At 64.7% G+C, this 17,602-nt stretch carries 18 protein-coding genes and 1 tRNA gene; 9 read left to right on the top strand and 10 right to left on the bottom strand.

Going from position 1 to position 17,602, the window contains the following annotated elements:
• Positions 1–142 precede the first annotated feature (142 nt).
• Complete coding sequence (gene purC / locus ABT375_RS02835) at positions 143–925, top strand: phosphoribosylaminoimidazolesuccinocarboxamide synthase (RefSeq protein ID WP_416464066.1); 783 nt, start codon at positions 143–145, stop codon at positions 923–925.
• 72 nt (positions 926–997) lie between these two features.
• On the opposite strand, the gene ABT375_RS02830 is transcribed toward purC, so the two are convergent.
• Complete coding sequence (locus ABT375_RS02830; RefSeq protein ID WP_416464065.1) at positions 998–1,747, bottom strand: sulfite exporter TauE/SafE family protein; 750 nt, start codon at positions 1,745–1,747, stop codon at positions 998–1,000.
• A 120-nt stretch (positions 1,748–1,867) separates the two neighbouring features.
• Between ABT375_RS02830 and ABT375_RS02825 the strand changes: the two genes are divergently transcribed.
• A tRNA-Pro gene (locus ABT375_RS02825) sits at positions 1,868–1,951 on the top strand.
• A 358-nt stretch (positions 1,952–2,309) separates the two neighbouring features.
• Here the strand turns inward: ABT375_RS02825 and ABT375_RS02820 are convergent.
• A complete protein-coding gene (locus tag ABT375_RS02820; RefSeq protein ID WP_224549824.1) occupies positions 2,310–2,459 on the bottom strand; it encodes a hypothetical protein in 150 nt (49 codons plus the stop codon).
• 161 nt (positions 2,460–2,620) lie between these two features.
• On the opposite strand from ABT375_RS02820, the gene purS reads away from it, so the two are divergent.
• Together purS and purQ are read left to right on the top strand one after the other, a co-directional pair.
• Positions 2,621–2,854: a phosphoribosylformylglycinamidine synthase subunit PurS gene (gene purS, locus ABT375_RS02815; protein WP_088182756.1), complete on the top strand. Its 234-nt coding sequence runs from the start codon at positions 2,621–2,623 to the stop codon at positions 2,852–2,854.
• A 3-nt stretch (positions 2,855–2,857) separates the two neighbouring features.
• Entirely contained in the window at positions 2,858–3,532 is a 675-nt protein-coding gene (purQ, locus tag ABT375_RS02810; protein WP_416464064.1) for a phosphoribosylformylglycinamidine synthase subunit PurQ, read from the top strand.
• Positions 3,533–3,637: 105 nt separating this feature from the next.
• Here the strand turns inward: purQ and ABT375_RS02805 are convergent, their stop codons facing one another.
• The 5 genes from ABT375_RS02805 to wecB all read right to left on the bottom strand — a co-directional run bounded on the left by ABT375_RS02805 (position 3,638) and on the right by wecB (position 9,505).
• Positions 3,638–5,755: a GumC family protein gene (locus ABT375_RS02805; RefSeq protein WP_416464063.1), complete on the bottom strand. Its 2,118-nt coding sequence runs from the start codon at positions 5,753–5,755 to the stop codon at positions 3,638–3,640.
• The gene (locus ABT375_RS02800; RefSeq protein WP_416464062.1) at positions 5,755–6,462 is read right to left on the bottom strand and encodes a polysaccharide biosynthesis/export family protein; all 708 of its coding nucleotides are present in this window, start codon (positions 6,460–6,462) and stop codon (positions 5,755–5,757) included. Before ABT375_RS02800 ends, ABT375_RS02805 begins: the two co-directional genes overlap by 1 nt.
• 102 nt (positions 6,463–6,564) lie before the next feature.
• Positions 6,565–7,860: a UDP-N-acetyl-D-mannosamine dehydrogenase gene (gene wecC, locus ABT375_RS02795; RefSeq protein WP_261934800.1), complete on the bottom strand. Its 1,296-nt coding sequence runs from the start codon at positions 7,858–7,860 to the stop codon at positions 6,565–6,567.
• Positions 7,861–7,965: 105 nt separating this feature from the next.
• Positions 7,966–8,202, bottom strand: a complete 237-nt coding sequence (locus tag ABT375_RS02790; RefSeq protein WP_129926133.1) for a hypothetical protein — start codon at positions 8,200–8,202, stop codon at positions 7,966–7,968.
• Between the two features lie 175 nt (positions 8,203–8,377).
• A complete protein-coding gene (wecB, locus tag ABT375_RS02785; RefSeq protein ID WP_416464061.1) occupies positions 8,378–9,505 on the bottom strand; it encodes a non-hydrolyzing UDP-N-acetylglucosamine 2-epimerase in 1,128 nt (375 codons plus the stop codon).
• Between the two features lie 163 nt (positions 9,506–9,668).
• Between wecB and ABT375_RS02780 the strand changes: the two genes are divergently transcribed.
• Together ABT375_RS02780 and ABT375_RS02775 are read left to right on the top strand one after the other, a co-directional pair.
• The gene (locus ABT375_RS02780) at positions 9,669–10,973 is read left to right on the top strand and encodes a UDP-glucose dehydrogenase family protein (protein WP_224549818.1); all 1,305 of its coding nucleotides are present in this window, start codon (positions 9,669–9,671) and stop codon (positions 10,971–10,973) included.
• Complete coding sequence (locus tag ABT375_RS02775; protein ID WP_224549817.1) at positions 10,966–11,106, top strand: hypothetical protein; 141 nt, start codon at positions 10,966–10,968, stop codon at positions 11,104–11,106. The genes ABT375_RS02780 and ABT375_RS02775 overlap by 8 nt, the downstream gene beginning before the upstream one ends.
• Positions 11,107–11,121: 15 nt before the next feature.
• Here ABT375_RS02775 and ABT375_RS02770 read toward each other — a convergent pair whose 3' ends face one another.
• Complete coding sequence (locus ABT375_RS02770) at positions 11,122–11,982, bottom strand: ABC transporter permease (RefSeq protein WP_224549816.1); 861 nt, start codon at positions 11,980–11,982, stop codon at positions 11,122–11,124.
• 117 nt (positions 11,983–12,099) lie between these two features.
• Here ABT375_RS02770 and ABT375_RS02765 point away from each other — a divergent pair, with 117 nt between their 5' ends.
• Positions 12,100–12,795 carry a GcrA family cell cycle regulator gene (locus tag ABT375_RS02765; protein ID WP_416464060.1) on the top strand — a complete coding sequence of 232 codons (696 nt, stop codon included), beginning with the start codon at positions 12,100–12,102 and terminating at the stop codon, positions 12,793–12,795.
• 69 nt (positions 12,796–12,864) lie between these two features.
• On the opposite strand, the gene ABT375_RS02760 is transcribed toward ABT375_RS02765, so the two are convergent.
• A complete protein-coding gene (locus ABT375_RS02760) occupies positions 12,865–13,704 on the bottom strand; it encodes an outer membrane protein (RefSeq protein WP_416464059.1) in 840 nt (279 codons plus the stop codon).
• 157 nt (positions 13,705–13,861) lie between these two features.
• Here ABT375_RS02760 and parE point away from each other — a divergent pair, with 157 nt between their 5' ends.
• Both parE and ABT375_RS02750 read left to right on the top strand, forming a co-directional pair.
• Entirely contained in the window at positions 13,862–15,838 is a 1,977-nt protein-coding gene (gene parE / locus ABT375_RS02755; protein WP_416464058.1) for a DNA topoisomerase IV subunit B, read from the top strand.
• Positions 15,839–15,909: 71 nt separating this feature from the next.
• Positions 15,910–17,154, top strand: coding sequence for a serine hydrolase (locus ABT375_RS02750; protein ID WP_416464057.1), 1,245 nt, complete (start codon positions 15,910–15,912; stop codon positions 17,152–17,154).
• Here ABT375_RS02750 and ABT375_RS02745 read toward each other — a convergent pair.
• Positions 17,135–17,545 (bottom strand): hypothetical protein, encoded by a 411-nt coding sequence (locus ABT375_RS02745; protein ID WP_261934806.1) that lies wholly within the window; start codon positions 17,543–17,545, stop codon positions 17,135–17,137. The two genes, ABT375_RS02750 and ABT375_RS02745, sit on opposite strands and share 20 nt — an antisense overlap.
• Between the last annotated feature and the right edge of the window lie 57 nt (positions 17,546–17,602).

Raw genomic sequence — 17,602 nt, 5'->3', positions numbered from 1 at the left:
CCGGGGCGCAATCTTTTCTAGATCGGTTTTCGATCCGATGGCATCGGATCGGCCGATCTGGGGTGTTGGTTTTACGCGATTTCCGAGCCATCAGATGAGTCCATCTGATTAGAAATCGCTCTAAGATAAGTCAGGAACGCGCATGGCCCGTCGCCGCCAGATTTACGAAGGCAAGGCAAAGATCCTTTACGAAGGCCCCGAGCCCGGCACGATCATCCAATATTTCAAGGATGACGCCACTGCCTTCAATGCCCAGAAAAAGGGCACGATTTCGGGCAAGGGCGTGCTGAACAACCGGATTTCCGAGCATATCTTCACCCTGCTCGGCCAGATCGGCGTGCCGACCCACTTCATCCGCCGCCTCAACATGCGCGAACAACTGGTCCGTCAGGTCGAGATCGTGCCGATCGAGGTCGTGGTGCGCAACGTCGCCGCCGGGTCGCTCAGCAAGAAGCTGGGCATCGAGGAAGGCACGCAACTCCCCCGCACGCTGATCGAATATTGCTACAAGGACGATGCGCTGGGCGACCCGCTGATCTCCGAAGAGCATATCGCCTGCTTCGGCTGGGCGACGCAGGACGAGATGCACGACATCGCCGACATGGCGATCCGCATCAATGACTTCATGTGCGGTCTGTTCGCGGGCATTGGCATCCGCCTGGTCGATTTCAAGCTGGAATTCGGCCGGCTTTACGACGGCGAATATAGCCGCATCATCCTGGCCGACGAGATCAGCCCGGATGGTTGCCGCCTGTGGGACATGGTGACCAACGAAAAGCTGGACAAGGATCGCTTCCGCCGCGATCTGGGCGGCGAAGTCGAAGCCTATCAGGAGGTTGCGCGCCGCCTTGGCCTGCTGCCCGAAGGACTGGACACCACCGTCCTCGACCTCGACACCCATCGCAAGAAGCGCGAAAAGGACTGACAGTCCATCGCATGACATTGTAAAAGCCGGCGGAAAAATACTGTTTTCGCTGGCTTTTTCGTGCGCGCCGAGTCAGATCAGCGCGTCGGCCATCAGCTTGATGCCCAGCAGCACCATCAGCGCGTAGATGAGCGTGTAGAAACGCGCCGGATCGACCCGTCGCACCAACGCCACGCCGGCGAAAGTCGATAGGATCGCCACCGGCGCCAGCATCGCCGTCGCCATCAGATTGGCGTGGGTGAACTGCCCCAGCGCGGCATAGGCGGGCAGCTTCATCCAGTTCATCGCGGCGAAGGCGAGCGCGGTGGTCCCCACCAGCATGTCACGCGGCAGTTTTTTGGGCAGCACCCACATCTGGAAGGGGGGCGACCCGGCATGGGCGATATGGCTGGTGAAGCCGCTGCCGATGCCGAACAGGAAGCCGACCCAGCCGGGCGAATCCGACGGCAGAACCACGGCCTTGCCGCGTTCGATCCACAAACGTTGCAGCCCGAACAGTACCGAAATGGCGCCGAGCACGCCCAGCACCGCGGTTTCCGACACCTGCGCCGCAAACAGATAGCCAAGTCCGATGCCGACCGCAGCGCCCGGCAGCATGACCTTGAGGATCGACCCGTCCCAACTATGGCGATAGACCCAGACGCTGACGACGTCCTGCAGGATCAGGATCGGCAACAGGATCGCCGCGCCGCGCACCGGATCGACGGCCAGCGCCATCACCGGCATGGCCAGTGCGCCGATCCCGGCAAAGCCGCCCTTGGCGAGGCCGGCAAGGCTGACGGCGATGATGGCGCATATATAATAGAGCGTATCGGGGTTCATGCCCGTCGCTTAGGGGATAGATGGACGGGTGGGAATGGCTTGTATGGGTGGGAAGTGGACGGGCAGCTTTCCAAAGAAATGCACATGTCGACTGGCCGTTAGATCGTGCTATGTCGGTGTGTCAGCGTGGGAGAATGGAGAATCCCGTTGCCTTCGGGTGGCGCTCGTTACGCGGGGTTGTAGGTTCGAATCCTACCTCTGGCTATGTCTACAAATGGTCGCTTCCAGACCATCGTCACCAACGATATTTGATCCTTCCAATGTTGGATTTTCTCTGATTTATCCTTATGGATGACATGTTTTCCGACAACCCGCTCGGCCAACCGCTCACTCCCAACAGATAAGCCGATGTCCCTGACGCGCTGGCGGCGCGCAGGCGTGACCATGATGACGCGCCCCGGTCAGGCGGGTGGCGCATGCGTGACGCGTCGCGGGCGCGTCGCGAGCGCTTTGGAGGCGCAATGCTCGAAAAAGGCGGACGATGGTGTGAACTTCGGGGGTGTGAACTTCGGGCCGTCGCGTCGGCATGACCGCGACCATGGCCAATAGCAGCCCTCGCGCCTCACCGATTGGCGCGATAGCCGATCAGCAGGCCGAAGCTGAAGGTCGCCAGCAGGGCGAGTTGGACCTTGCCGTGCGGATCGTCATATCCCACGATCTGCTGTCCCCATGCGAACAACCCGACAAACATCGCCAGCGCCAGTCCGGACATCGCCCCGCACGTCCCCCAAAATCCCATAGTCACACTAGCGCAATGGTCGCTAACAAAGTCATAATGGCTTGCCTCCGCGCGCCGCCGCGCCTAGGGGGTGCGGCAAAGTTCGGCCGTGCGGAATCGCGCGGCGTCAGTCGATTCCAAGGAGTCCGCGTCCCATGAAAGCCCGCATCTTCGTCACTCTCAAGGGCGGCGTCCTCGATCCCCAGGGGCGGGCCATCCATCATGCGCTCGACGGGCTGGGCTTTGGCGGCGTCAACGATGTGCGCGCCGGCAAGCTGATCGAACTGGACCTGGCCGACGACACCAGCGACGAGGATATCGACGCCATGTGCCGCAAGCTGCTGGCCAATACGGTGATCGAAAACTACCGCATCGAAAAGGTGGCCTGAGGCATGAAGAGCGCCGTCATCGTCTTTCCGGGCAGCAATTGCGACCGCGACCTGGCGGTGGCGTTCGAGGCTGCGACCGGCAGCAAGTCCGCCATGGTGTGGCATCGCGACACCGATCTGCCGGACGACATCGACCTGATCGGCGTACCGGGCGGTTTTTCCTACGGCGATTATCTGCGGTCCGGCGCGATGGCCGCGCGTTCGCCGGTGATGCGGGCGGTGGCGAGAGCGGCCGAGCGGGGCGCTTTCGTGCTGGGCATCTGCAACGGTTTTCAGGTGCTGACCGAAAGCGGCCTGCTCCCCGGTGCGCTGCTGCGCAATGCCGGTGGCCATTTCGTGTGCCGCGACGTCGCCCTGACGGTCGAGAGCGCGCAGAGCGCCTTCACCAGCCACTATGCGGCGGGCGAAGCGATCCACTATCCGGTGGCGCATCATGACGGCAATTATTTCGCCGACGATGCGACGCTCGACCGGCTGGAAGGCGAAGGCCGCGTAGCGCTGCGCTATGCGGAGAGCGTGAACGGATCGGCCCGCAACATTGCCGGTATCCTGAACGACGCCGGCAATGTGCTGGGCATGATGCCGCATCCCGAGCGGGTGATCGAGCCGGCGCATGGCGCGACCGACGGCAAGCGCCTGTTCCAGGGGCTGGTCGAAGGGCTGATGGCGCGGGCCTGAGCGCTTCCTCCCTGTTGACGATATGAAACAGCGCCTTCCTCGGGGATGGCGCTGTTTTTAAGAGCCTTCGACAGGATCAGGCCGAACGGATGGTGAGAATGGCCGTCACCCCCCGCGGTGATAGTCGTAATCCATGGCGCGGCCCTGCTGCTTGGTCAGGATGGCGCCGACGATCGCGCCGCCGCTGCGCCGCAAACGCTCCACCGCCGCGCGCAGGCCGCCATGATGGTTGCGGCCCCATTCGACCACCAGCAGGCTGGCTTGCGCCTTGGCCGCCAGCAAGGGAGCATCGCCGATACCGAGGATCGGCGGGGCATCGATCAGCACCGTATCATAACGGTCGCGCACCGCCGTGAGCAGGCCGTCCAGCGCCGGGGTCGACAGCAGTTCCGACGGATTGGGCGGCAGGGTGCCGCAAGGCAGCAGCGCCACGCCCGCGACGCCGGTGTCCACGATCACATCCTGCGCCATGGCCTGACCGGTCAGCACTTCGCTGATGCCGCGCGTGGGCGACAGGCGGAACAGGCGATGCTGCACCGGACGGCGCATGTCGCCATCGATTACCAGCACCGACTTGCCGAGGGCTGCCAGCGCCAGCGCCAGCGCGTGCAGGGTGAGCGACTTGCCCTCCCCTTCCTGTGCGCTGGTGACGAGGATCGATCGCGGCAGGCCATCGGCCGACGCGAGCAGCAAAGACGCCGCGATCGGGGTGAATATCTCCGCCGGCTGGGGATTGTCGCCGGTCACCGGCACCGCGCCCAGCAAGGGCAGGCCGACCCGTTCCGCCAGCGTGTCGGCGGAGGTCACGGCGTCGTCGAACATGTGGCGCGCCGCCACCAGTAGCAGCCCGAGCGCCAGCCCGCCGAGCGATGCCAACAGAAGGATCACGCCAATGCGCGGCGAAAAGGGCCGCGCCGGCACCGCCGCGCGATCGAGCGGCCGGATGCGACCGGCCTGGAAGCCCGCCTGCGACGCCATGTCGCGATAGCGCTGGAGCAGGCTGTCGTGCAGCATACGATAGGTATCGACCGAGCGTTCCATGATGCCCATCTGGACATCGCGGCCCTGCTCAACCTGCGCCTGTTGTTCGAGCTGCGCGATTTCCCTGGCGATCTGATCCTCGCCGCGCACCGCCACGTCATATTGTTCGCGCAGCGACGCGCGGATGGTGTTGGCCATGGAATCGGCCTGCTCGTCCAGCGCCGCCAGCTTCGCCCGCGCTTCCCGCATTTCGGGGTGCGCGTCCTTGCGGAACTGCCGTTCTTCGGCGACCGCCGCGCGGGCCTGGGCGCGATCGGCCATGATCTGCTGCATCGCCCCGTTGCCCAACACTTCAGGCAGCGTATCGGCGCTGGCGCGCCGCGCGCTTTCCCAGCGTTTCTGCGCCGCGATGCGATCGGCCGCGGCCTGAGCACGAAAGGCGTTAAGTTGGGCCAGGCGCGTCGCGACCGATCCGTCGGGCGCGGCAGGTTTGACCGGCTTGCTCTCTTCGCCCGGCTGGGCCGGCGTGCCCGTGCGCGCGGCATAGACAGCCATGTCGCGCTCCGCCCGCGCCAGATCGTTGCGCGCACCGTCCAGTTCTCCCAGCAGGAAGCGGCGCGCCTGCACGCCGGATTCGAAGCCGCGCTTCAGGTCGGCGCGGATCAGGCTGTCGGCATAGCTGTTGGCCACGCGCGCCGACAGCACCGGATCGGCGCTGACGAAGCTGATCCGCAGCACCCGCGACTTGCCGGGCAGTTCGACCTCCAGATTGTCGAGCAGCAGCCGTACGACCATGTCCTGCTCCACCTGGCGCTGCGACAACGTCCCGACGCCCTCGGCCGGCCGGACCTCGTCCATGCCCTTGAAGAAGGTCGGCGTGCCGACCAGCGCCAGATCGCGCGCCACCTCCTCAGCCAGCGCCCGGCTGCGCAAGACTTCCAATTCGGTCTGCATCAGCGTTTCGGTGTCGTTGGCCGTGCCGGCGCGCTGGGCGGCGGCGGAACCGGCCGCGCCGGCCGGCACATCCTCCACCTCGACCGAGGCGGTCGCGCGATAGTCGGGCGTCGATGTCAGGATGAAGATCGCGCCGGCCAGCAGGCAGAGCGCCATGGTGACGAACAGGATGATGCGGTGCCGGCGCAAGACCAGCCAGCAGCGCGCGGCGGCGACCGACAGGCGGGCATTGAAACCCTCGCCGCGGCCATCCGCATCGTCACGCGTCGGGAAAGCAGGAAGACCCATCAGCGATTTCCGTCCAGCGCGATGAAGCCGGTGGCGAGCGCGGGCACGGCCAGCAGTGCGCCGCCCACTATCGCCTTGGCGCGCGACAGGCCGACGATGACCATGTCGCCCGGCAGGATTTCAGGATCGGGCGCACGCCCTTTGCGAATGGCGGCCAGATCGAACAGAGCGGCCTGCCGCTGGTCGTCCAGCTGGCGCACGACGACGACCTGGTTGAGCCCCGCCAGCCGGGTCGGCCCCTTCGCCAGGGCGACGGCCTGCAACAGGGTCAGCCGCCCTTCGACCGGATAGAGGCCGGGTTCGCGCACCTCGCCATCCAGCGTGATGCGGCGACCCACGGCCTTCTTCACGAACAAAGTGACCTGCGGCGAGACCAGATAGCGTTCGCCCAGCCGCCCGGCGATGACGTCGCCCGCTTCGCCGGCGGTCAGTCCTGCGACCGACACGTCGCCGATCAGCGGCATGCGGATCATGCCCCCCGCCGTAACCTGCGCGTCTTCCAATGACAGACCCGGCTCGTGATAGACCTGAATGCGCAGCACATCGTCCGGCGCAATGCGATAATCCATGCCGATCGCCGGCGGCGGCGGAATTACGGCATAGGCGGCCTCCCCGCGCGGCGCATCCTCTACGGTCGCGCACGCACCCAGCAACCCGCACGCGATCAGCGCTGCAATCGATCGGTTGATGCTGTTTCCGCGCTTCATCCGCGCTCCCGCCCCGTCTTAACCCAGATGAGGCCGGGGGTTAACGGCGCGGCACCGCGATGGCAACCACGGACGGGACGGGTCGAACGAACCCGATGACCGTCAGACGGCGAGACGGTCGGGCGCCGGTTCCGCCAGGCGGCGCGGCTGATCGGGCCAGATTCCTCTGGTGTCATAAACAGCCTTGCCGGCGCGTTCATCGACGGGGACAGATTTGAACATGTCATGATCGACAAGAATGACGAAAACGCCACATTGTTCCAGTGCCGTATCGAGATCGATCAGTTCGGCCCCCGTCCCGGCAAATTCCATCGGCAGCGCCTGCGCATATGGTTCTACCAGCTTGACGCGGCGACCATAGCGACGCGCCAGCCGCGCCGCGACCTTCACCGCAGGGCTTTCGCGGAAATCGTCGATATTCGCCTTGAAGGCGAGGCCGAGGCAGGCGACGTCTTCGCCGGCGAAGACGTCGATCATGTCGGACGCCTTCGCCACGACATAGTCGGTCTTGCCGTCATTCACTTCGCGCGCAGTACGGATGATGCGGGCATTTTCCGGGTCGCCATGGACGATGAACCAGGGATCGACGGCGATGCAATGACCGCCGACGCCAGGACCGGGCGAGAGGATATTGACGCGCGGATGGCGGTTGGCGAGGCGAATCACTTCCCACACGTCGATGTCCATATTTTCCGCGATCACCGACAATTCATTGGCGAAGGCGATATTGACGTCGCGGAAGCTGTTTTCGACCAGTTTGACCATTTCGGCTGCGCGCGCGGTGGTGGTGATGCAGGCGCCGCGGACGAACTGGCGATAGAAGCCCAGCGCCTTGCGCGCGCAACGCGGCGTGATGCCGCCGATGCAGCGGTCGTTGTCGATCAGTTCGACCAGAATGCGGCCAGGCAGCACGCGTTCCGGGCAATAGGCGATGGCGATGTCGCCGGCCACGCCGGTGCCGGGCATCTTGAGGTCGGGACGGATGGTGCCGATCACGTCGCGCATCGATTCGGTCGTGCCGACGGGAGATGTGGATTCGAGGATCACGGTGTCGCCGGCCTTGAGTACCGGAGCGATCGTGCGCGCGGCGTTCAGGACATAGGAGATGTCCGGCGCCCGATCTTCCGACACCGGGGTCGGCACGGCGATGATGAAGACGTCGCTTTCTTCCACCTCCAGGCTCGCACGGAGCTTGCCGCGTGCGACGACCCCCTGCACCAGGCCGTCCAGGTCGACTTCTTCGATATGGACGCGGCCGCTATTGACCGTTTCGACCACGTGGGCGCTGACGTCGACACCCACCACCTGCGCGCCGCCACGCGCGATCAACGCGGCGGTCGGCAGGCCGATATAGCCAAGGCCAATGACGGAAACCTTCTGTTTTGCGTCGACGGGCATGAGGCGGACAATCCTTCAAACGGTGAATTTGCCCGCTTTTCTGCCCGAAAATGCTGAAGATTTCGGTAACGCTGGCGATTCGCAAGCTAACGTACTGGTCAGCTTTCAGCGATAACGCGGCAGAGGCTGGCGCGCCATATGCATGGGCGAGCGAACGACCGGCGTGGTGATGATCTTGGTCTTCATCAGCGTGCGGATACGATCCGCGCCGTCGGGATTGAGCAGGACCACGCGCGTGCCGCCCGACGTCAGCGGCTCGATGGTCGAGATGGCGATGGCATGGCGAGCGCACAGCGCCGTGACATCGTCCAGCGGCGCGTTGAGATTGATGGCGCGGCTCATGCGGACATATCCATCGTACCGACGGTCGGGTTGAGATGAATCGATAAGGTCATGAGGCAGGCTCCTTGCGTGGCAAGCGGGAGCGCGATCTGTCTCTCGGTCGTGGCGAATGCTTGCGGGCAGGTTTCGCGGCGATGCCGTCCGGTAGCAGATAGCGCCCGCAGCGTCGCCGCTTTTATTCCGGCGCTGCGGCATCCGCGCCGATCAGCGCGGCGATTCGCGCCGCCGCCCGACCGTCGCCGAAGGGATTGTGCGCCCGCGCCATCGCCTGATAGGCGTCCTCATCATCCAGCAGCGCCAGCACCTCGCGCACGATGCGGTCGCGATCCGCGCCGACCAGCCTGGCCGTCCCTGCATCGACGCCTTCGGGCCGCTCGGTCGTCTCGCGCATCACCAGCACCGGCTTGCCGAGCGACGGCGCCTCCTCCTGCACGCCGCCGCTGTCCGTCAGCACGAGATGGCACAGGTCGAGCAATCGCACGAAATGCGGATAGTCGAGCGGCTCGATCATCGCGACATTGGGCAGGCCACCCAGCACCGCATCCATCACCGGCCGGACATTGGGATTGGGGTGGACAGGAAAGATCACCGCCACATCGGGTCGCGCAGCGATGTCCGCGATCGAGCGAGCGATCGCTTCCATGCCGCCGCCGAAATTCTCGCGCCGATGGCTGGTGACGGCGACGATCCGCTTGCCCGCGAAGCGTGCCGCCAGACCATCCAGGCCACTGGCCAGCGCCGGCTCCTCCAAGAGGCGATCGCGGGTCGCGAGCAGCGCGTCGATCACGGTGTTGCCGGTAATGTGGATGCTGGCAGCGTCGCGGCTTTCACGCAGCAGCGCATCGGCCGCCGCTTGGGTCGGCGCGAAATTCATGTCGGCGATACAGGCCACGACCCGGCGATTCACTTCTTCCGGCCAAGGATGGTGGATGTCGCCACTGCGCAGCCCGGCCTCCACATGGGCGACCGGAATCTTGCGATAATAGGCGGCCAGACTTGCGACCATCGTAGTGAGCGTGTCGCCATGGACGACGACGCGGTCGGGCTTTTCCGCATCGAAGGCCCTGCCCAGTTCGACGATCAGCTTTGCGGTCAGGCCGTCCAGCGTCTGGTTTGGCACCATGACGTCCAGATCGATATCGGGTACGATCCCGGCAATCTCCAGCACCTGGTCCAGCAGGCCGCGATGCTGCGCGGTCACGATAACGCGTGTCGTCACGCCCGGCTGCGCGCGCAGCGCATGGATCACCGGGAACATCTTGATCGCTTCGGGTCGCGTCCCGAACACCAGCGCTACCTTCACATCAACTCCTTTGCCTGCCGCTCCGTTCAGCCTGTCGCAGAAATTGGTAACCAGCGGCTGAACGCCATCGCCAAATTCACCGCTGCAACGCAGCGAATTGAAATATACGCGGACTATGATAGAGCCGCGCCCAGTCACCACGTCATACGGAGCTGAATAGTCCATGAAAATCACGATGATCGGCACGGGTTATGTTGGACTTGTGTCAGGAGCCTGTTTTGCGGATTTCGGTCATGACGTGGTGTGCGTGGACAAGGACGCGGGAAAGATCGCGGCGATCGAGTCCGGCCGGATGCCGATTTTCGAACCGGGGCTGGACAAGCTCGTGGGCGACAACGCCGCATCGGGCCGGCTGACCTTCACCACCGACCTGGCCGCCGGCGTCAAGGGCGCGGACGCGATCTTCATCGCGGTGGGCACGCCGTCGCGCCGGGGCGATGGCCATGCGGATCTCAGCTATGTCTATGCTGCGGCGCGGGAAATCGTGGCGGCGCTCGATGCGCCCGCGGTGATCGTGACCAAGTCAACCGTACCGGTCGGCACCGGCGATGAAGTCGAGCGGATCGCCCGCGAACTCAAGCCCGACCTTGATATTCAGGTCGTGTCCAACCCCGAATTCCTGCGCGAAGGCGCGGCCATCGGCGACTTCAAGCGGCCCGACCGCGTCGTCGTGGGCACCACCGGCTCGGAGCGCGCAATCGCGGTGATGAGCCAGGTCTATCGCCCGCTCAACCTCAACCAGGCGCCGTTGATGTTCACCGGTCGCCGCACCGCCGAACTCATCAAATATGCCGCCAACGCCTTCCTGGCGACCAAGATCACCTTCATCAACGAGATGGCGGACCTGTGCGAAGCGGTCGGCGCCGAGGTGCAGGACGTGTCGCGCGGCATCGGGCTGGACAACCGTATCGGCTCCAAATTCCTGCACGCCGGGCCGGGCTATGGCGGCTCCTGCTTCCCCAAGGACACGCTGGCGCTGGTCAAGACGGGGCAGGATCATGACGCCCCGATCCGCATCGTCGAAACGGTGGTGCAGGTCAACGACCTGCGCAAGCGGGCGATGGGCCGCAAGATCGTCAAGGCGATGGGCGGCGACGCCCGCGGCAAGACGGTCGCGCTGCTGGGCCTGACCTTCAAGCCCAATACCGACGACATGCGCGACGCGCCCAGCCTCGCCATCGTCCAGGCTCTGGAGGATGCCGGTGCGAAGATCGTCGCCTATGATCCCGAAGGCATGGATGTCGCCGCGCCGATGATGCCCACCGTGACCATGGCCAAGGACGCCTATGAAGCAGCCGATGGCGCCGACGCCGTCGTGCTCGTCACCGAATGGGACATTTTCCGCGCACTCGATTTGAAGCGCCTCGCCGACACCATGACCGGCAAGGCGCTCATCGACCTGCGCAACATCTATCCCGCCAATGAGATCGCTGCTGCGGGACTCGCGCTCTCCCGCGTCGGTGGATAAGCAGAAGGCGGGGCGTCCCGGTGACGCCCCGCCTTCTCTGCACCCATGGCCCCGCCTGCATCACTGGCTGATCGCGACGGCGATGCTGTTCGCGATGGGCATCGCCGTACCACTCTTCGCCGCCTTCATCTGAAGCGGCGCTGGTGGGTCAGGCCTTGATCTTCCAGCCGCGCTTGAGCAGCGCGTAGCATAGTCCGCCCAGCACCAGATTGAGCGCCAGCAACACGCTGCTGCCGACCACGACATTGGTGTCCGCCGCCGCTACGAAGCCGTAGCGGAAGCCGGAAATGATATAGAAGAAGGGATTGGCGTGGCTGATCGCCTGGAAGACCGGCGGCAACCGGTCGATTGAATAGAAGGTGCCCGACAACAGGGCGAGCGGGCCGATCACGAAATTGGTGATCGCCGCGCCATGATCGAATTTTTCCGCCCAGATCGATGTCAGTACGCCCAGAAAGGCAATGAAGCTGGTGCCGAGCAGGCCAAACCAGGCGACCGCCCACAGATGCGCGGGCGTGACATGGACGCCGGGCCACAATGCCATGGCCAGCCACAGGGCGAAGCCGACGAACATCGCGCGCGTCACCGAGGATGCGACCAGCGCGAACAGCAATTCACCCACCGCGATCGGCGGCATCAGATAATCGACCAGCGTGCCCTGCACCTTGCCCACCATCAGCGCGAAGCTGGCATTGGCGAAACAGGCGTTGATCATACCCATGATGATGAGGCCCGGCGCGATGAAATCGGCGAAGGGCACCGCTTCGCCGCGCAGCAGAACGGTTCGCCCGCTGCCGCCCAAAGCCACGATGAAGATCACCAGGAACATCAGCGTCGTGATCGCCGGCGCCCAGACGGTCTGGAGTTGCACCTTCAGGAAGCGGCGCACTTCCTTGGCGTAGAGCGCCCAGGTGCCCGCCCAGTTGATGTTGCGGATCTGCGGGACGCCAGGCTCGGGGAAAGGCGGCTGGGCCGCAGGCGCGGCGTGAATTTTGGGCTGGTCGTTCATGGTGGGATCGACTATCGGCTGGTCCGTTATGCCGCAAGGGGGAAGGTCCAAGGATTTGAACCTGCGGCGTGGCTTCCCATATAGGGTGCCATAGAAGATTTGTGAGGAGTTTTTTCATTGTCCTGGACCGACGAGCGTATCGACCAGCTCAAGGGGATGTGGGAGCGCGGCCTGACCGCCAGCCAGATCGCCGATGAACTCGGCGGGGTCAGCCGCAATGCGGTGATCGGCAAGGCGCATCGCCTGGGCCTGCAATCCCGTCCTTCGCCGGTGAAGGCGAACGAGACGCCCAAGAAAGCGGCCGCCCCTGCCCAGCGCAAGCCCGCCGCCGCCCCGGACGTGGAAGCGCCCCGCGCCGCGGCGCCGGTCACCTCGCCCCCGGCTCCCGTGCGTGCGCCAGTCGCCCCGCCGCCAGCGCCTGTGACACCGGCCCCCGCGGCGGCGGCCGCCACGGACGCGCCGCCCCCGCCGCCGCAGCCCCGCATCATTTCGGTCGGGCCCGGCGGCTTCCTGCGCCAGGGTCCGGGCGACCAGCAGGCGCCGATTCCGCCCGCGCCGCCGCGCCGGCTGGTGCCGGCCAAGCCGAGCGCCGAGATTGCGGACAAGACGACGCTGCTCGACCTGACCGAACGGATCTGCAAATGGCCGATGGGGCATCCGGGTGAACCCGATTTCCATTTCTGCGGCGAGCAGGTGAATCCCGGATTTCCCTATTGCGTCGAACATTGCGGCCGCGCCTATCAGGCGCAACTGCCGCGCGGCACGCGCCGCCCGCCTCCACCCCTGCCCTTCGGCGGTCCGCGGGTGCGCTGATCTTTCACGCCAGACACAAGAAAGGCCCGGCTTCCATCTGGAAACCGGGCCTTTCTTTATTGACTATGTTCAGAAGCGGAAGCTGGTGGTCACCATCACGCTCTGCGTGTCGAACTTGTCGCCACGATTGATGCTGGCGCCGCCCGACGGGGTGATGCGGAACGGATTGGTAGCTGGGGCCGTGCCCGCGCCGACATCTACGCGATAGTCGCCGACATTGTAGCGGGTCCACAGATAACGCGCGCCGATGGAGAAGTTGTTCGACACCTTGGCCTCGATACCACCACCCATGGTGTAGCCCCAGCCATCTTCCTTGCGATCGACTTCAGTGAAGCTGTTGGCGCCGTTGCTGGTGCTGAAGCTGTTCTTCACCTTCGCATAGGCAAGACCGCCGGTGATATAGGGCATGATGCCGCCGGGAGTCGTGTAACCCAGACGGGCGCGCAGATTGGCGTTATAGTCGATCCGGCGGGTCATGGTGTAGAAGGCCGGCGTGGTCGAATATTCGGTCACGCTGTCGCTGATATAAGCCTTGCCGGCTTCGGCAACGACGCCCGCAACGATGCTGCCGAACTGTCGGTCATAACCGACATGGCCCATCCAGCCGATTGCGTCCTTGTCGCTGGAGCAACCGCTGGCCGGAGTCGACCCCCGCGCCGCGCCGCCGCATGTGCCGGGCGAGAAGGCGTTGGCGCCCGTGCCGGTTCTGATGACGTCGTCATAATCGCCGTCAGCATCGGAATCGAAGCGCAGATGTTCGGCGCCATCCTTCTTCTGCCAGTTATAACCGAAAGAGCCACCGACATACGGCCCCGTCCAGTCCACCGGTGCGCTGTTTTGGGCAACCGCAGGCATCGCTAGGACGAGCGCCAGGGTGGCGCCAAGCGGCGCAATAAAGTTGATCTTCATATATTAGTCTCCTCGCCGGACCGGCCGTTTTCTGCCCGTCTTCCCCCCGCTAACGAACCCGCCATCCCTTTTGTTTCAATTCCCTTTGTGACATATCGTTTCTGCCCGGCATGGCTCGACGCTTGCGCCCGCCGCGCGCCCGCTTATAGCTTGTCGCATGTCAGAAGACCTGTTCGCCGCCAACACTCCCGCCACGCCGCAATATGACGCTTCCACCATCGAGGTGCTGGAGGGACTGGAGCCGGTGCGTCGCCGCCCCGGCATGTATATCGGCGGCACCGACGAGCGTGCGCTGCACCATCTGGCGTCCGAAGTGCTGGACAACAGCATGGACGAAGCGGTGGCCGGTCACGCCACGCGGATCGAGGTGACGCTGGAGGCCGGCAACAAGCTGACCATCACCGACAATGGCCGCGGCATCCCGGTGGACGCGCATCCCAAATTTCCCGGCAAATCGGCGCTGGAGGTGATCCTGACCACGCTCCATTCGGGCGGCAAATTCGAGGGCAAGGCCTATGCCACCTCAGGCGGCCTGCATGGCGTGGGCATTTCCGTGGTCAATGCGCTGTCGACCGATACGGTAGTCGAAGTGGCGCGCAACAAGGAATTGTTCCGCCAGAAATTTGCGCGAGGCTTGCCCGTCACAACGCTGGAAAAGGTCGGCGCGGCGCCCAACCGGCGCGGCACGCTGGTCAGTTTCGTGCCGGACACCGAGATTTTCGGCGAACAGAAGTTCAAGCCGGCCCGGCTGCATCGGCTTGCCCGGTCCAAGGCCTATCTGTTCGCGGGCGTCGAAATCCGCTGGAAATGCGATCCGTCGCTGATCAGCGACGATACGCCGGCCGAAGCGGTGTTCCAGTTTCCCGGCGGCCTGGCCGATCATCTGAAGGAACAGGTGGGCGACCGCGATTGCGCGACCAGTGTCTTCTTTTCGGGCAATCAGGATTTCCCCGGCACCGCGGGCCGGGTCGAATGGGCGGTCGCCTGGCCGCTCTGGTCGGACGGCAGCTATAGCTGGTATTGCAACACCATTCCGACACCCGACGGCGGCACCCACGAAGCGGGACTGCGCGCCGCGCTGGTTAAGGGCATCCGCGCCTTTGCCGAACTGATCGGGCAGAAGAAGGGCAAGGACATCACCGCTGACGACATCATGACGTCATCGGAAATCATGCTGTCCGTCTTCATCCGCGATCCGCAATTTCAGAGCCAGACCAAGGATCGGCTGACAAGCCCCGACGCCGCGCGACTGGTAGAAAATGCGGTGCGCGACCATTTCGACCATTATCTGACCGACCATATGGATCGGGGCAAGGCGCTGCTCGCCTATGTGCTCGACCGCATGGACGAGCGCCTCAAGCGCAAGCAGGAGAAGGAGGTCAAGCGCAAGACCGCGACCAACAGCCGCAAGCTCCGCCTGCCCGGCAAGCTGACGGATTGTTCGAACGACGACCCGGAAGGCGCTGAAATCTTTCTGGTCGAAGGCGATAGCGCCGGCGGTTCCGCCAAGCAGGCGCGCGATCGCAAGACCCAGGCGATCCTGCCCCTGCGTGGCAAGATATTGAACGTCGCGTCCGCCAATAACGCCAAGATCCTGGCCAATCAGGAAATCGCCGACATGATCCTGGCGCTGGGCTGCGGCACGCGCAAGGACTGCAACCCGGACAATCTGCGCTACGAGCGCATCGTCATCATGACCGACGCTGACGTGGACGGCGCGCATATCGCGACGCTCCTGATGACCTTCTTCTTCCAGGAAATGCCTGAACTGGTACGGCGCGGCCATCTCTATCTCGCCCAGCCGCCGCTCTATCGGCTGGTGGCGGGCGGCAAGAGCCTCTACGCCAAGGACGACGCCCATCGCGAACTGCTCATGGCCAAGGAGTTCAAGGGCAAGAAGGTGGAGGTCAGCCGCTTCAAGGGGCTGGGCGAAATGAACCCGATGCAGTTGCGCGAAACCACCATGGACCCCAAGACCCGAATGCTGATCCGCATCACCCTGCCCGACGATATCGAGGATCGGCAGCAGGTGCGCGATCTGGTCGACCGGCTGATGGGCACCAACCCCGCGCATCGCTTCGCCTTCATCCAGGAAAATGCCGCCGCGGTGGACGAGGAAGCGATCGACGCTTGAAGGACGGGCGCACCTCTGCCCTGAAGTCGGTGCGCCTGGCCATGCTGCCTCGCCTTATCGCTGGCTTATGGATGCTGATCGCCATGTTCGTGTCCCCTGCACAGGCAGCCCCCTCCCCGGCCTATCAGGCTCGCGCGGAACAGTTGCTCGCCATCCTCGGCGCTCCGGGCGGCGAGGAGGCCTATTTCTCCACGCTCTTTCTGGAAGCCGTGCCGGTCGACCGCTGGCGCGCCATCGCCGCCGACCTGCGCGCCCAGCATGGCAAACCGCTGGCGCTGGGCGCGGTGCGGACCGACAGCGCCACCGCGGGTCAGGTCGAAATTCGCTATGAGCGCGCGACCGTGGGCTTCACCCTGGTCGTCGCGCCGCAAGCGCCCAATCTGGTCGTCGGCCTGCATATCGTCGGTGCCCGTACCCCCAATGACAGCCTGGACAAGGTGATGGCGGAGATCGCCGCCCTGCCCGGCACCACCGCCTTCGCGATCGCGCAACTGACCGATATGGGTCCGCAGTCGCTGCGCACCCATCGCGCCGACGCGCAGATGGCGACAGGCTCCAGCTTCAAACTCTATATTCTCGCCGAACTGGCGCGCGCGGCGGCGGGCGAGCGGCGCTGGAGCGACGTCATTCCGCTCGGCCCGAAAAGCTTCTCCGGGCGGCTGATGAACTGGCCCGACCGCGCGCCGATGACGCTGCACAGCCTCGCCACAGCGATGATCGCCGAAAGCGACAATAGCGCGAGCGATACGCTGCTGCGCGCGCTGGGGCGGGATCGGGTAGACGCCATGCTGGCCACGACCGGCCATGCCGATGCGGCCAAGGTGCTGCCGATCCTGAGCACCGCCGAAGCCTTCGCGCTCAAAATGCCGGCCAATGCCGATCTGCGCCGCCGCTACGAAGCGGGATCGCTCGCTGACCGTCGCGGGCTGCTGCACGATGCGGCTCCCCGTCTGACTGCCGACAAGGTGGACGTAGGCAGCGTGGCTGAAATTCCCGCAGCGATCGACAGCATCGAATGGTTCGCATCATCAAGGGACATGATCGGCCTGCTCGACTGGCTGCGCCTGCATGGCGGCGACGCGCTGTCGGTCCTGGCCGTCAACCCCGGCATCGCGCCCGCCGATGCGAAACGCTGGCGCTATCTGGGCTATAAGGGCGGCAGCGAACCCGGCGTGATGGCGATGAACATGCTGGCGCAGGCGCGCAACGGCCGCTGGTATGCGGCCAGCGCCAGTTGGAACAACCCCGCCGCGCGGCTGGACGAACCAAAGCTGGTAGCGCTGATGACGAGGGCGCTTAACCTGCTGGCGGAATAGGGCCTACCTGCTCCGCCGACGCGAGATCGGCTTCTTCCGCCACCCAGGCCTGCGCCTCCTCCATGGTCAGGAAGACACGCACCCTGGGATGGACCAGGGTGCGTTCCGCTTGCGCTCTGTTCAACTGGCTGCCGACGACCACCGCCGTGCGTCCGCTGGTAAGCGTCATGCCCCCGCGCATGATGCCGGCGAGCAGATCGGCGACGTCGTTCGCCTGCACCGGGAATTCGAAGGATTCGACGATGACGTTGAAATCGTCACGGATCGCCTTGGCCTGATTGGCCTTCGCTCCCACTTCCTTGGCGAGGGCCACCACATTGTCCGCATTCCAGAAGCCTTCGACCTTCATCATCAGGCAATTGGCGCGGGGGTCATATTCTACATGAAACATCGGCGCCTCGGTCTGTGGCCAGGCACGACCTTAAAAGCCGTAACATATTGGTCCATG

The organism is Sphingomonas sp. VDB2 (assembly GCF_047946695.1).
Classification (GTDB): Bacteria; Pseudomonadota; Alphaproteobacteria; order Sphingomonadales; family Sphingomonadaceae; genus Sphingobium; species Sphingobium bisphenolicum.
This window is presented reverse-complemented; position numbering and strand designations above follow the sequence as displayed.

What these genes read in the sequence shown, in the direction of transcription:
- purC (WP_416464066.1), top strand. Translation starts at nt 143, where the DNA reads ATGGCCCGTCGCCGCCAGATTTACGAAGGCAAGGCAAAGATCCTTTAC.
- ABT375_RS02830 (WP_416464065.1), bottom strand. Translation starts at nt 1,747, where the DNA reads ATGAACCCCGATACGCTCTATTATATATGCGCCATCATCGCCGTCAGC.
- ABT375_RS02820 (WP_224549824.1), bottom strand. Translation starts at nt 2,459, where the DNA reads ATGTCCGGACTGGCGCTGGCGATGTTTGTCGGGTTGTTCGCATGGGGA.
- purS (WP_088182756.1), top strand. Translation starts at nt 2,621, where the DNA reads ATGAAAGCCCGCATCTTCGTCACTCTCAAGGGCGGCGTCCTCGATCCC.
- purQ (WP_416464064.1), top strand. Translation starts at nt 2,858, where the DNA reads ATGAAGAGCGCCGTCATCGTCTTTCCGGGCAGCAATTGCGACCGCGAC.
- ABT375_RS02805 (WP_416464063.1), bottom strand. Translation starts at nt 5,755, where the DNA reads ATGGGTCTTCCTGCTTTCCCGACGCGTGACGATGCGGATGGCCGCGGC.
- ABT375_RS02800 (WP_416464062.1), bottom strand. Translation starts at nt 6,462, where the DNA reads ATGAAGCGCGGAAACAGCATCAACCGATCGATTGCAGCGCTGATCGCG.
- wecC (WP_261934800.1), bottom strand. Translation starts at nt 7,860, where the DNA reads ATGCCCGTCGACGCAAAACAGAAGGTTTCCGTCATTGGCCTTGGCTAT.
- ABT375_RS02790 (WP_129926133.1), bottom strand. Translation starts at nt 8,202, where the DNA reads ATGAGCCGCGCCATCAATCTCAACGCGCCGCTGGACGATGTCACGGCG.
- ABT375_RS02780 (WP_224549818.1), top strand. Translation starts at nt 9,669, where the DNA reads ATGAAAATCACGATGATCGGCACGGGTTATGTTGGACTTGTGTCAGGA.
- ABT375_RS02770 (WP_224549816.1), bottom strand. Translation starts at nt 11,982, where the DNA reads ATGAACGACCAGCCCAAAATTCACGCCGCGCCTGCGGCCCAGCCGCCT.
- ABT375_RS02760 (WP_416464059.1), bottom strand. Translation starts at nt 13,704, where the DNA reads ATGAAGATCAACTTTATTGCGCCGCTTGGCGCCACCCTGGCGCTCGTC.
- parE (WP_416464058.1), top strand. Translation starts at nt 13,862, where the DNA reads ATGTCAGAAGACCTGTTCGCCGCCAACACTCCCGCCACGCCGCAATAT.
- ABT375_RS02750 (WP_416464057.1), top strand. Translation starts at nt 15,910, where the DNA reads ATGCTGATCGCCATGTTCGTGTCCCCTGCACAGGCAGCCCCCTCCCCG.
- ABT375_RS02745 (WP_261934806.1), bottom strand. Translation starts at nt 17,545, where the DNA reads ATGTTTCATGTAGAATATGACCCCCGCGCCAATTGCCTGATGATGAAG.